Raw genomic sequence first — 12,478 nt, 5'->3', positions numbered from 1 at the left:
TTGGAGGACGGCATGACGACGACACGAAGAGACGCCTTGAAGACGGTTCTTGGCTCGGTCGCCCTCTCTGCTGTGGGCCTCGAGGGCGCCTCTGCCCAAGCCGGTGGCAAGTTCGTCTATGCGAACAACAGCCCCTACGACAATCTCGACCCGCACACGATTTTCGACACGGCCCGTGCCGCGACCCGCTTCAACCTCTATGACGGGCTGTATCGCTGGGTCGACAACCCGCCCAAGATGATCCCCTGGCTCGCCGAGAGCCATACCGTCTCGCAGGACGGCAAGGTCTACACCTTCAAGCTGCGCCAGAACGCCAAGTTCCACGACGGCAAGCCGCTCACCTCCGCCGACGTGATCTATTCGATCGAGCGCATCATCGCGCTGAAGAAGGGGCCGGCGAGCCTCTATCTCGATGCGATCAAGCCGGGCTCGACCACGGCGCCCGACGCCCATACCGTCGTCTTCAACCTGGCCCAGCCCTCGGCGATCTTCCTCACCACCGTCCCCGACATCCTGATCGTCAACAGCGCGCTGGTGAAGGCCAACGAGAAGGACGGCGACTGGGGCGAGGTCTGGCTCGCCCGCAACGAGGCCGGCAGCGGTTCCTATGCACTCCGTCGCCACGATCCGGCCGTCGGCTGGACGGCGCGCCGCTTCCCCGAGCATTTCGCCGGCTGGGCCGGCCAGCCCTTCGACGATCTCGAATTCCGCACCGTGCTCGAGACCAACACCCGCGTGCTCGGCCTGATCCGCGGCGACTTTCAGGGCGCCGACGGCTACCTGCCCTACGACCAGATCCAGCGGCTGCGCCAGTCGCCGAACGTCCAGATCATCGAGCAGGAATCGCTGCGCGTCTTCACGCTGGCGCTGAACACCAGCAAGCCGCTGATGAACGACGTCCATTTCCGCAAGGCGTTGGCCTATGCCTTCGACTATGACGGCTTCATCGCCAACATCATGAAGGGCTCGGTCTCGCGCAATCCCGGCCCGAACCCGAACCCGATCTGGGGCACGCCAGCCGGCCTCAAGGGCTACAGCTACGATCTCGACAAGGCACGCGAGGAACTGAAGAAGGTCACGCAGCCGCTGCGGCCGATCACCATCAACGCGCTCGCCGGCTTCAGCGAATCCGAGCAGGCCGCGACCTTGTTCCAGAACACGCTGCGCCAGATCGGCGTCGAGGTCGTCGTCGAGGTCTCGCCCTGGTCGGTGGTGTCGGGCCGGATGCGCAGCGCCCAGACCCAGGCCGATATCATCCCGCTCTGGAAGAGCACCTATTACGTCGACCCCAACAACTGGGTCGGCGAGCTCTTCGGCACGCGCTATCACGGCACGCGCACCTTCTCCTATTACAGCAATCCGGAGTTCGACAGGCGCCTCGACCGCGCTCTCGTCGCGGGCAGCCAGGAGGAACGCCAGAAGCTCTACGAGGAGATGACCCAGATGGTAAACGACGATGCCGCCGGCATCTTCGTCTACAACACCAAATGGTACGGGCCCTACTCCAGCAAGGTCGACGGCATCCGCTTCTCCCCCGTGAGCAACGGCCAGGACATCCGCTGGGCCTCGCAGAAGCGATGAGGATGGTGGGCTGATGGCGGCGGAGACGATGGCATGAACTGGCTCTCCATGGTCGCGAACCGGCTGATCTGGTTCGTGCCGACCCTGCTCGGCCTGCTCGCCATCGTCTTCACGCTCTCGCGTGTCGTGCCGATCGACCCCGCTTTGCTCGCGGCGGGCGAGAACGCCTCGGTCGAGCAGGTGCAGAAAGTCAGGGAACGCTTCGGCTTCGACAAGCCGTTGCCGGTGCAGTTCCTGAACTATGTCCGCGACGTCGCCCAGGGCAATTTCGGCGTCAGCATGTTCACCCAGCAGCCGATCGTCGACGACCTCGCGACAAGGCTGCCGGCGACGCTGGAACTGACCCTCGTCGCGGTGCTCGTCGCAGCCCTGATCGGCATCCCGCTCGGCGTCCTCTGCGGGCTGCACCGCAATTCCTGGCTCGACCATGTGCTGCGCGTGATCACCGTCTCCGGGCTGGCCGTCGCCTCCTTCTGGTTCGCGATGCAGCTCCAGTTCCTGTTCTCGATGAAACTCGGCTGGCTGCCGTTGTCAGGACGCATCGACGGCTTTCCGCCGGAACCCGTCACAAACCTGATGGTCGTCGACGCGCTGATCGCAGGCGACGGCGAAGCGCTGGGCTCAGCTCTCCGCCACATCATCCTGCCGGCGATGACCCTGGCGTTGCCGGCGGCGGCAACGGTCGTCCGCTTCACCCGCAACGGCGTGATCGGCGTGATCAATTCGCCATCCGTCGCCTACCAGACGGCGATGGGCCTTCCCCGCCGCGTCATCGTCTGGAAATACGTGCTGCGCATGGCCCTCACCGCGACGGTGACGCAGCTCGGCCTGATCTTCGGCATCCTGCTGGCGGGCGCGGTCGTAGTCGAGACGGTGTTCGACTGGCCGGGTCTCGGCGCCTATGCCGTGCGCTCGATCCTGCAGTCGGACTACAACGCCGTGATGGGCTTCACGCTCTGCACCGGCGCGCTCTTCGTCTTCATCAACCTCCTCGTCGACATGCTGCAGGCGGCGATCGATCCGCGCGGAGCCGCCTGATGGATCTGGTCAAGCGCTTCGCCCGCGACAAGGCCGCCCTGCTCGGCGCGAGCCTCCTCGGCCTGCTGGTCATAGCCGCGATCTTCGCGCCGTGGCTGTCGCCCTATCCGGGCGACGTCTTCGACTTCCATATCGAGCGGCGCCTGATGCCGCCCGCGCCGGAGGCCCTGATGGGCACCGACCGGATGGGTAGCGACATCTTCAGCCGGCTGCTCTTCGGCGCCCGTATCACTCTGATGCTGGCCGGCATCGCCGTAGGCTCGGCCCTGCTGATCGGCGTGCCGGTCGGGTTGATCGCGGGCTACTACCAGAGCTGGTTCAGCGATGCGCTGATGCGGGTCGCGGAGATCTTCCTCGCCGTGCCGCAAATCGTGCTCGCCATCGCGATCGCGCAGACGCTCGGGCCCTCCATCGAAAACGTCATCCTGGCGCTGTCGCTGACCTATTGGCCGTTCTGGGCTCGGCTCGTCTATGCCGAGACGCGCTCGATGCGAAACGAGGTCTTCGTCGAATCCGCCGTCGCGCTCGGCGCCTCGCCCTGGCGCGTCATCGTCCTGCACATCCTGCCCAACATCGCCTCGCCGATCATCGTGCGCACCTCGATCGGCATGGGCGCGACGATCCTGACGGCCGCGACGCTCGGCTTCCTCGGCCTCGGCGCTCCGCCGCCGACGCCCGAATGGGGCCGCATGATCGCCGAGAGCCGCGAATACCTGCCCGAGGCCTGGTGGTATGCGCTGGCGCCGGGCATCGCGATCTTCCTGACCGTGCTCGGCTTCAACCTCTTCGGCGATGGCTTGCGCGACATCCTCGACCCGCGCACGCGCAGGAGCGTCTGAGGCGATGAACGCGCTCCTCGACATCAGCAAGTTCTCGCTCAGCTTCCGCACGGAGAAGGGGCCGGCCCGCGTCCTCGACATGATCGATCTCGCCGTGAAGCCCGGCGAGATCGTCGGCCTCGTCGGCGAATCCGGCTGCGGCAAGACCACGCTCGCGCGCTCGATCCTCGGCACCCTGCCGGAAGGACTGACCGAGATCGGCAGCGGTCATATCCGCCTCGATGGCGTCGACATGCTGCGCGGCGGCAAGGCGGCCGAGAACATCCGCGGCCGTGTCGTCACCTTCGTTCCGCAGGACCCCTTCGCCAGCTTCAACCCGCTGTTCCGGATCGGCACTCAGATCGCCGACCTGATGCGCTGGAAAGCCCCGCGCCCCGAAAGCTCGCGCTTTGGCGGACATCGCCGCGCCGACGAGGACGCGGCGATCGCGATGCTCGATGCCGTACAGTTGCCGAGGCCGCGCGCCATTCTGGCGAAATACCCCCACGAACTGTCCGGCGGGCAGCGCCAGCGTGTCATGATCGCGATGGCGCTCCTGCCGCAGCCAAGGCTCATCATAGCCGACGAACCGACGACTGCGCTCGACGTCACCGTCCAGGCGCAGATCCTCGGCCTGCTGCGGCGGCTCGCGGTCGAGCGCGGCGTCTCCGTGCTGTTCACCACCCATGATCTCGGCGCCGCCTGGGAGATCTGCGACCGCATCGTCGTGATGTATGCCGGACAGACCGCCGAGATCGCGCCGCGCGAGGCCTTCTTCGCCGATCCGCGCCACCCCTATACCCGCATGCTGCTGGGTAGTCTGCCGCAGCCGGGTCGCGACCCCGTCGGAATACCCGGGGCTGTGCCGAGCCCTCTCGCCCCGCCCGGCGGCTGCCGCTTCAACCCGCGCTGCCCGCGCGTCTCCGACATTTGTCGCGAAGCGCGGCCCGCCCTGACGGAAGGCTCCGCCGGCCATCTCGTCGCCTGCCATCATCCCGTGACCGCCAGCGCGGAGGCCGCCTATGTCTGAGCCGTCTCCTGCCCTGCTCGACGTCTCCGCGCTGGCCCGCCATTTCCCCGTGCGCGGCTTCCTGAACCGCAAGGTTGGCACGCTGCGCGCGCTGGACGATGTCAGCTTCTCGGTCCGCAAGGGCGAGGTGCTCGGCATCGTCGGTGAATCCGGCTGCGGCAAGTCGACCCTCGGCAAGACGCTGATGGGCATTCACGAGCCGACGAAAGGAGAGGTGCATCTCGCCGGTGCCCGCATCGCCTCGCCCGGCCAGAAGCGTGCAGCGGCCGTCCGGGCGCAGCTTCAATATGTCTATCAGGATCCCGGCGCCTCGCTCGATCCGCGCTGGACGCTGCGCCGCTCTCTGCACGAGCCGCTGATCATCCACACCGACTGGCCGCGCGCCAAGCGCGAGGAGCAGGTCCAGGCGATCGTCAAGGCGGTCGGCCTGCCGCAGGCCCATCTCGACCTCTATCCGCACGAGATCAGCGGCGGCCAGCAGCGCCGCGTCGGCCTCGCCCGCATCCTCGTGCTCGGGCCACAGCTCATCATCTTCGACGAGCCCACCTCCGGGCTCGACGTCTCCGTGCAGGCGACCGTGCTGGCGCTGTTCCGCGATCTCAGGCGCGAATTCGACCTGACCTATCTGTTCATCAGCCACGACCTCGCCGTCGTGCGCTCGATCTGCGACCGCGTCGTGGTGATGTATCTCGGCCGCATCGTCGAGATCGGCAGGACGGCCGACGTCTTCGCCGCCCCGCGTCACCCCTATACGCGCTCGCTGCTGGCGGCCGCGCCACGCATCGGCGGGCCGCGCGTCACCGAGAATTTCGCGCTCCAGGGCGAGCCACCGGACCCCTCCAACGTGCCATCCGGCTGCCGCTTCCGCACCCGTTGCCCGCTCGCCGTCGAGGCTTGCGCGCAGACCGAGCCACAGGTCGAGTTCGAGGGCGAGCACGGCGTCGCCTGCCTGCGCTGGCGCGAGCAGGCCGCGTGAACGCCCCCTCGAAGATGCCTCCCGCAACAGCAGAGTCTGCCGGGCAGGGGCCGTCCTGGGTCACGGCACTGATCACCATGGTCGCCGTCCAGATGGCGACGGCTTTCCTCTCGCGTATCCCGCCGACGCTGGCGCCGGCACTGGCCGCCGAGCGCGGCTGGTCAGATGCTGTGGTGGGCTACCTCGCCAGCCTCAACACATTGGGCTCGATCCTCTTTCTCGTGCTCGGCGCACCTTTCCTGCACCGGCTCGGCTCGGTGCGCGCGCTGCAGGCTGGCCTCGTCCTGGGTATCCTCGGGCTCACGCTGCTGCTGCCGCCTTTCGCGCTGACGGCCGGGCTGGCCTCGCTCCTGATCGGGTTGGGCTACGGCCCCTCCTCGCCCGCCGGCAACGACGTCCTGCATCGCACCGCGCCACCGAACCGGCGCGCGATGATCTTCTCGATCAAGCAGGCCGGCGTGCCCGTCGGCGGGATCGTCGCCGGCGTCGCGCTGGCGCCGATCGCCGATGCCTTCGGCTGGCGCATTTCGCTGCTGGCCGCCGGCGCCTTCGTGCTCGTCGTCATCCTGAGCGTCCAGCCGATGCGCGCCGGCCTCGACGCCGAGCGCAAGCGCGACCAGTCGCTGACGCTGAGCACCCTGTTTTCGCCGGCCAACCTGATGTCCTCGCTCTCGGCCGTGACCTCCTCGACCGCGCTTGTCCGGCTGGGCATGGCGGGCGCCTGCATGGCGGTCGGCCAAGGCGTCTGGTTCGCCTATCTGATGACCTTCGCCGTCTCGGAACTGGGCTACGGCCTGAGCGCCGCGGGCGTCGTCTTCGCGATTATGCAGGCGGCGAGCGTCGTCGGCCGCATCCTGCTCGGCTGGGTCGCCGACTACTTCGGCAACCCGCGCCGGCTGCTCGCCTTCATCGGCCTGGCTTCGGGCCTGACCTCTCTGACCATGGCCTTCGTCGAACCGGGCTGGTCCTTCGCGGCGCTCTGCCTGCTCGCCGCCGTCGCCGGTATCACCGTATCGAGCTGGAACGGCGTGCAACTGTCCGAAGTCGCCCGCGCCAGCCCGTCTCATCTGGTGCGGGAGGCCTCGGCCGGCGCGACGCTGATCGTCTTCCTCGGCTATGTCTTCTCGCCGGCCGTCTTCGCTCTGGTGTTGGCAGCAACAGGCCGCTTCGATCTCGGCTTCCTGATGGCCGCCTGTTTCGGTATCGCCTGCCTCGTCATCATGGCTCGTTCACGCTGAGATCGAACGGGCTATCAGTGACCCCGGGGGCGCAAGCCCCCTGTCATGCAGCAGCATGCCGACGACCATCGCCGCAACGAAGACGAAGACCGGCAAGAGCCCCAGCGACAGAGCCGAAACCGCCGGCCCCGGGCAGAACCCCGCCAGCCCCCAGCCAATGCCGAACAGCCCCGATCCGATCAGGAGACGCCGGTCGATCGCCCCCCTCTCCGGCAGACGAAAGCGCTCGTCCAGAACCGGGCGTGCCAGCCGCCGCTGCAGCATGACGCCGGGAACGGCGATCGTCAGCGCGCCGCCGAGCACGAACATCAGGCTCGGATCCCAGTGGCCGCTCGCAATATCGAGGAAGCCGATGACCCGCGCGGGGTCGACCATGCCGGACAGCGACAGACCGAACCCGAACAGAGCCCCGGCCAGCAGCGCGACGAACAGGCGGGCAAGAGATTGCGCGCTCACCGGAACAGCCCCGCAGCCGTGGCCGTCACGATCCCGGTGACCAGGAACGTCACGGTCGCCGCGATCGAACGCGGCGAGAACCGGGCCAGCCCGAGAATGCCGTGGCCGGAGGTGCAGCCCGAGCCCATGCGCGTGCCGATGCCGACGAGCAGGCCGGCCAGCACGATCGCCGGCCAGGACGCCGCGACGGTCACCGCGGGAAACCGGCCGGACGCCGCGGCGTACAGCACCGGCCCGAGCAGGAGCCCAGCCAGAAAGGCGCCATTGGCGAAAACCTGCCGGCCGCCGAGCAAGCCGCCGACGATACCGCTGATGCCGGCGATGCGGCCGTTGACGAGCAGCAGAAGCACGGCGGAGGCGCCGATCAGCATGCCTCCGATCAGCGCGGGCCAATAGGCGCTCATCGCCCCTCCTCCTCGGCGCAGAAGATCGCGTAGAGCGCCTCGATCAGCCGCGCCGCCTTAGCTTCGCTCAACCGGTAGAAGATCTGCTTGGCCTCGCGCCTCGTCTCGACGACGCCGGCATCGCGCAGCACGCCGAGTTGCTGCGAAAGCGTCGGCTGGCGGATGCCGAGCTTTTCCTCCAGCTCCCCGACGGCGTATTCCCCCTCTGCCAGCGTGCAGGCCAGCATCAGGCGCGCCGGATGCGCCAGCGTCTTGAGCAAAGAGGCCGCCTCGCTCGCGCGGGCCTCCATGTCGCCCGGCGCCGTTCCGGCCCTCGGCGGCGCGTCGACGGCAGTCACCACGCCGCTCCCTTCAACGCATCGAGCGGAAGCTTGAGGTAGCGCCTCCCATTCGCTTCCGGCTCGGGCAGGCGACCGCCCCGGATATTCACCTGTAGCGCATGCAGGATCAGCTTCGGCATCGGCAGCGTCCGGTCGCGCGCCTCGCGCAGCCTGACATATCCGGCCTCGTCCATGCCGACGACATGCGGATTGGTGCGCTTCTGCTCCGCGACCGTGCTTTCCCATTTCGGGTTTCGACCGTTCGGCCGATAGTCGTGCCCGGTGAAGAGCCGCATATCGTCGGGCAAGGCGAGGATCGCCTGGATCGAGTTCCACAACGCCTTGGCGCTCCCACCCGGGAAGTCTGCCCGCGCCGTGCCCGAATCGGGCATGAACAGCGTGTCGTGGATGAAGGCCGCATCGCCGATGACATAGCTGATCGACGCCAGCGTATGGCCCGGCGAGAACATCACCCGCCCTTCGAGCGAACCGACGTTGAAACGGTCGCCGTCCGCGAACAGCCGGTCCCATTGCGAGCCGTCGGTGGCGAGTTCCGGCCAGTTATAGATCTCCTTCCACAGCTTCTGCACGGCAGTGATATGCGCTCCGATCGCTTTCGGCGCCCCGGTCTTGCCGCTGAGGTAATGCGCCGCCGAGAGATGGTCGGCATGGGGATGCGTATCGAGGATCCAGTCGACGCCGAGCCCCTCGCGCGCGACATAGGCGAGGATCGCGTCGGCGCTGGCCGTGCCGGTCGAGCCCGACTTCTCGTCGTAGTCCAGCACCGCATCGATGATGGCGCAGCGCCGCGTCGCGGGGTCGCTGACGACATACTGGATGCTGCCGCTACCGGGCTCATAGAAGGCCTCGACATGGGCCAGCCTCTGCACCTCGCGCTCCAGCCAGCGCACGGCGCCCGACAGGTCGAAGCCATGGCTCCGGCCGAAGGCCTCGACCTCGCCGCGCCGCATCCGCCCGTCGAGAACCTCGCCGAGGACATGCAGGGTCAAGGCGCGCGTACCGCCCTTGCAATGGGCGAAGACCGGCCCGCCCGCATCGCGCAGCGCATGCTGGAAGGCACGGATGTCGGCGCTCGTGATGGTCGCGCCGGTCACCGGAACGAAGCGGTAGGCGAGCCCCACGCTCTCGGCCGCAGCCTTCTCGGCAGGATTGCCCGGCTGGCCTGGATCCTCGCCATCCGGCCGGAGATTGACCAGGGCGGCAAAGCCATCGCCCGCCAGTCCGGAGAACGCCTGCAATGCGGGCTGCCCCGCGACAGTCAATGTCTCGGTGATTTTGGCGTCCGTCATCGATCCATCCCTTCAATTCATCATTATACATATCACTATAATGTATATTATCAAGGCAGGCGATGTTGTGCCTCCGCAGGAGCGCCGGGAGCGGGATGCTAGCCCTTCTTCCGCCAGCCATCGACCCGGTCGATCACCCAATGCGTGAAGCGCGCCATCGGCCGCCGCAGAAACGGCACATCGGCCGCGAGCAGCATCAGCCCGAGCGGCAGCATCCAGACGCCGAGGATCGGCAGGAACGAAAAGATCCCGCCGAAGATCAGCGCGATCCCCGCCGGCAGCCGCGCCCAGCGCGAGGACGGATGCCGCAGGAAGCGCAGGCCCGAAGCGAGACGATGCGGCAGGTCGCGTTCGAGCCGTTTGAAGGCGGCCCGGAGTTCATGTTTGCCGGCGGATCGGGACATGGTCAGTTCGCAGCAATGAGGTTGCCGGTGATCACGGCTCAGCGCGCGAGCACATCGGCGAATTCGGGATGGCGGCGCGCCCAGGCGGCGACGAAGGAACAGCCCGGCACGATCCGTCGCCCCGTCGCCCGCGCATTCTCGAACAGGCCGAGCACGAGCCGCGAGCCCAGTCCCTGGCCGTTGAACGCGGGCGGCACCTCGGTATGGGTGACGACCAGCCGGTCGCCGTCGCGGCGAAAGCTGGCGAAGGCGAGTCCGCCCGGAAAAGCCATCTCGAAACGGCTGCTGGCGACGTTCTCGATCACTTCCTGCACCTCGCCCAGCTCCATCATTCGTTCCCTTCAGTGCCTGAACGGCGCGCGCCGGCGCTTGTTCCTGGCAGCATCAGATGGGGACAACGCCGGCGCCAGCCAAGCGCGGGGGTCTTTACCCCCTTCGCGCCGTCAACACGAACATCGGCACGTCGCCCGGATAGGGCGGCGTCGCGAAGATGTGCTGCCAGGAGAGCGCCTCGCCGAAACCGGTATCCGTCAGCATCTGCCGCGTCAGCGCCTCGGTCAGCCCGTCATGCAGCGGCAGGCGGGCGGCCAGCCCCGGCTCGTAGGTCGAGCGGTATTGCGGTGCGACCGACCACAGCCCGTCCGACACGACGACCCTTCCGCCCGGGCGCAGAATGCGATGCGCCTGCAACAGCGCGTCCATCGGCCGCTCCAGCGTCCACAGCACATTGCGCAATGTGACGATATCGGCCGAGGCCGGCTCGATCGCGGCCTCGTCGATCACGGTCTCCTCGAAAGCGACGTCGAGCTTCATCGTCCGCGCCGCGGCACGCGCCACCGCCAGCATGCCCTCCGACGCGTCATAACCCCGCACGCGATGGCCGAGCGAGGCCGCGATCCGGGCGCAGGCCCCGGTGCCGGTGCCGAGATCGACGACATCCTTGCGCCCGTCGGCCTCGAACGCGGCTTCGAGCACCTCGCGCCAGATTTCGCGCTGCGCGACATGGGAGGCGACGCCATCGAATTGCGGCGCCCTGGCACTCCAATAGGCCGTGACGGCGTCCTGCGTCGGCTCGTTCATCGCGCTATGCCTTCGTCGGATGGGTCGATCAGATACTCGATATGACGCCGCCCGGAGGCACCCTCGCGGATGCAGACCGCGACCCCGAACACGCTGGAGATCAGATCCTCCGTCAGCACCTCCGGCGGCGCACCAGCAGCTACCAGCTTGCCCTGATGCATCACCGCGATCTCGTCGCAGAACAGCGATGCGAGGTTGAGGTCGTGCAAGGCGAGGATGCAGGTCACGCCGAGCCTGCGCAGCAGCGCCAGGATCGAAAGCTGGTGCTGGATGTCGAGATGGTTGGTGGGCTCGTCCAGGATCAGCTCGCGCGGTTCCTGCGCGAGAGCCCGGGCGATATGGACGCGCTGGCGCTCGCCGCCCGACAGCGTATGCCAGAGCTGGTCATGCCGCTCGCTCATGCCGACGCGTTCGAGCGCAGCCTCCACCGCCGCCTCGTCGGCATCGGTCCAAGAGGCCAGCGCACCGCGATGTGGCGTCCGGCCGAGCTTGACCACATCGCAGACCGAAAGCTGCACCTCGGTCGAGGCCTGCTGCTCGACGAAGGCGAGCCGCCTGGCGAGGTCGCGCCGTGCCATCGTCGAAAGATCGCGGTCGTCGAGCGTGACCACCCCGCTCTCGACCTTGCGCAACCGGCAGAGCAGCCGCAGCAGGCTCGATTTGCCCGACCCATTGGGGCCGATCAGCCCGAGGATGCGTCCGGGCTCAGCGCGCAGCGTCACGCCGTCGACGATCATCCGCCGCGCCGCGCTCCAGCGGATATCATGCGCCGCGAGCGTCATGTCGCGCGCCTCGCCCGATAGAGGATGAGCGCGAAGGCCGGGGCGCCGAACAGCGCTGTCACCACGCCGATCGGCAGGATCTGCTGCGGCACCAGGATGCGCGAGAGGATGTCGGCGAGGATCATGAAGATCGCGCCGATCACCAGGCAGGCAGGCAGAAGCCGGGCATGTGCCGGGCCGACCAGGAACCGCGCCGCATGCGGAATGACGAGGCCGACGAAACCGACCGTGCCGACGATTGAGACCATGGTCGCCGTCATCACCGCCGTCGTCGCAAACAGCACGATCCTGACCCGCATCACGGCGACTCCCAGCGAAGCCGCCGCATCCGCCCCGAAGGCGAAGGCGTCCAGAACCTTGGCATGCAGCATGCAGATGCCGAAACAGATCAACGCCACCGGCGTCGCGACCCAGACATCGGGCCAGCGCACCCCGCCGAAATTGCCGAGCAGCCAGAACATCACGCCGCGCGCCTGCTCGGCATTCGCCAGCGTGGTCACGATGGTCGCCGTCGCCGCATTGAAGAGCTGCGAGCCGGCGACGCCGGCCAGGATCACCCGGTCGCTCGAACCGCCAGCGCCTGCGGCGAGGAGCGCGACCACGGCCAATGCCGCGATCGCGCCAAGGAAGGCTCCCCCGGACAGCGTCAGCGCAGTGCCACCGATGCCGAGGATCAGCACCGCCACCGCTCCGGTCGAGGCGCCGGCGGAGATGCCGAGGATATAGGGCTCGGCCAGCGGGTTGCGCAGCAGCGCCTGCAGGATCGCGCCCGACAGGGCCAGCGTCCCGCCGCAGAGCGCCGCCAGCAGCGCCCGGCTCAGGCGGTAGTCGAAGATCACCCCCTGCTGGATCGCGCTGACGGGATAGCCGAGATCGAACATCCCATTGCCGAGCGCCTGGAAGGCGGTCGACAGCGGGATCTTCATCTCGCCTATGGTGACGGCGAGCGCGATCGCGGTCACCAGCGCGAGCAACGCCGCCAGCGCGATCGCGATGCGCGCCGGCCAGTTCGGCTCGATAGGGGCGTGGCTCACAGGTCGC

At 67.9% G+C, this 12,478-nt stretch carries 15 protein-coding genes; 6 read left to right on the top strand and 9 right to left on the bottom strand.

Translation table 11 applies throughout. The annotated features are described in order from the left end of the window. The first annotated feature begins 36 nt into the window (after nt 1–36). The 6 genes from AC1RMY_RS03590 to AC1RMY_RS03565 are packed head-to-tail and all read left to right on the top strand — an operon-like array spanning nt 37 to nt 6,681. Nucleotides 37–1,581 carry an ABC transporter substrate-binding protein gene (locus AC1RMY_RS03590; RefSeq protein ID WP_492862570.1) on the top strand — a complete coding sequence of 515 codons (1,545 nt, stop codon included), beginning with the start codon at nt 37–39 and terminating at the stop codon, nt 1,579–1,581. Between the two features lie 33 nt (nt 1,582–1,614). Further along, nucleotides 1,615–2,619, top strand: a complete 1,005-nt coding sequence (locus tag AC1RMY_RS03585; RefSeq protein ID WP_492862569.1) for an ABC transporter permease — start codon at nt 1,615–1,617, stop codon at nt 2,617–2,619. Continuing rightward, a complete protein-coding gene (locus tag AC1RMY_RS03580; protein ID WP_492862568.1) occupies nt 2,619–3,458 on the top strand; it encodes an ABC transporter permease in 840 nt (279 codons plus the stop codon). The genes AC1RMY_RS03585 and AC1RMY_RS03580 overlap by 1 nt, the downstream gene beginning before the upstream one ends. 4 nt (nt 3,459–3,462) lie before the next feature. Next, nucleotides 3,463–4,467, top strand: a complete 1,005-nt coding sequence (locus tag AC1RMY_RS03575; RefSeq protein ID WP_492862567.1) for an ABC transporter ATP-binding protein — start codon at nt 3,463–3,465, stop codon at nt 4,465–4,467. Further along, nucleotides 4,460–5,443: an ABC transporter ATP-binding protein gene (locus AC1RMY_RS03570; RefSeq protein WP_492862566.1), complete on the top strand. Its 984-nt coding sequence runs from the start codon at nt 4,460–4,462 to the stop codon at nt 5,441–5,443. Before AC1RMY_RS03575 ends, AC1RMY_RS03570 begins: the two co-directional genes overlap by 8 nt. Then, on the top strand, nt 5,440–6,681 hold the full coding sequence (locus AC1RMY_RS03565) for an MFS transporter (protein ID WP_492862565.1): 1,242 nt from the start codon (nt 5,440–5,442) through the stop codon (nt 6,679–6,681). The genes AC1RMY_RS03570 and AC1RMY_RS03565 overlap by 4 nt, the downstream gene beginning before the upstream one ends. On the opposite strand, the gene AC1RMY_RS03560 is transcribed toward AC1RMY_RS03565, so the two are convergent. The 9 genes from AC1RMY_RS03560 to AC1RMY_RS03520 all read right to left on the bottom strand — a co-directional run bounded on the left by AC1RMY_RS03560 (nt 6,673) and on the right by AC1RMY_RS03520 (nt 12,471). Beyond that, complete coding sequence (locus AC1RMY_RS03560; protein WP_492862564.1) at nt 6,673–7,137, bottom strand: DUF6691 family protein; 465 nt, start codon at nt 7,135–7,137, stop codon at nt 6,673–6,675. The two genes, AC1RMY_RS03565 and AC1RMY_RS03560, sit on opposite strands and share 9 nt — an antisense overlap. Beyond that, nucleotides 7,134–7,541, bottom strand: coding sequence for a YeeE/YedE family protein (locus tag AC1RMY_RS03555; protein WP_492862563.1), 408 nt, complete (start codon nt 7,539–7,541; stop codon nt 7,134–7,136). The genes AC1RMY_RS03560 and AC1RMY_RS03555 overlap by 4 nt, the downstream gene beginning before the upstream one ends. After that, nucleotides 7,538–7,831 carry a sulfite-sensing transcriptional repressor BigR gene (gene bigR / locus AC1RMY_RS03550; protein WP_492863552.1) on the bottom strand — a complete coding sequence of 98 codons (294 nt, stop codon included), beginning with the start codon at nt 7,829–7,831 and terminating at the stop codon, nt 7,538–7,540. The genes AC1RMY_RS03555 and bigR overlap by 4 nt, the downstream gene beginning before the upstream one ends. Nucleotides 7,832–7,875: 44 nt before the next feature. Beyond that, a complete protein-coding gene (gene blh, locus AC1RMY_RS03545; RefSeq protein WP_492862562.1) occupies nt 7,876–9,171 on the bottom strand; it encodes a bifunctional sulfur transferase/dioxygenase Blh in 1,296 nt (431 codons plus the stop codon). A 98-nt stretch (nt 9,172–9,269) separates the two neighbouring features. Beyond that, nucleotides 9,270–9,575, bottom strand: coding sequence for a hypothetical protein (locus AC1RMY_RS03540; protein ID WP_492862561.1), 306 nt, complete (start codon nt 9,573–9,575; stop codon nt 9,270–9,272). Nucleotides 9,576–9,613: 38 nt separating this feature from the next. Then, on the bottom strand, nt 9,614–9,907 hold the full coding sequence (locus tag AC1RMY_RS03535) for a GNAT family N-acetyltransferase (RefSeq protein WP_492862560.1): 294 nt from the start codon (nt 9,905–9,907) through the stop codon (nt 9,614–9,616). A 94-nt stretch (nt 9,908–10,001) separates the two neighbouring features. Continuing rightward, nucleotides 10,002–10,655, bottom strand: coding sequence for a class I SAM-dependent methyltransferase (locus tag AC1RMY_RS03530; RefSeq protein WP_492862559.1), 654 nt, complete (start codon nt 10,653–10,655; stop codon nt 10,002–10,004). Continuing rightward, entirely contained in the window at nt 10,652–11,437 is a 786-nt protein-coding gene (locus tag AC1RMY_RS03525; protein ID WP_492862558.1) for an ABC transporter ATP-binding protein, read from the bottom strand. Before AC1RMY_RS03525 ends, AC1RMY_RS03530 begins: the two co-directional genes overlap by 4 nt. Then, entirely contained in the window at nt 11,434–12,471 is a 1,038-nt protein-coding gene (locus AC1RMY_RS03520) for a FecCD family ABC transporter permease (RefSeq protein WP_492862557.1), read from the bottom strand. Before AC1RMY_RS03520 ends, AC1RMY_RS03525 begins: the two co-directional genes overlap by 4 nt. Between the last annotated feature and the right edge of the window lie 7 nt (nt 12,472–12,478).

This window comes from Allobosea sp. GW822-FHT03F07 (assembly GCF_058801345.1).
Note: the sequence above shows the minus strand (reverse complement) of the source record. Positions and strands in the feature narration are given on the sequence as shown.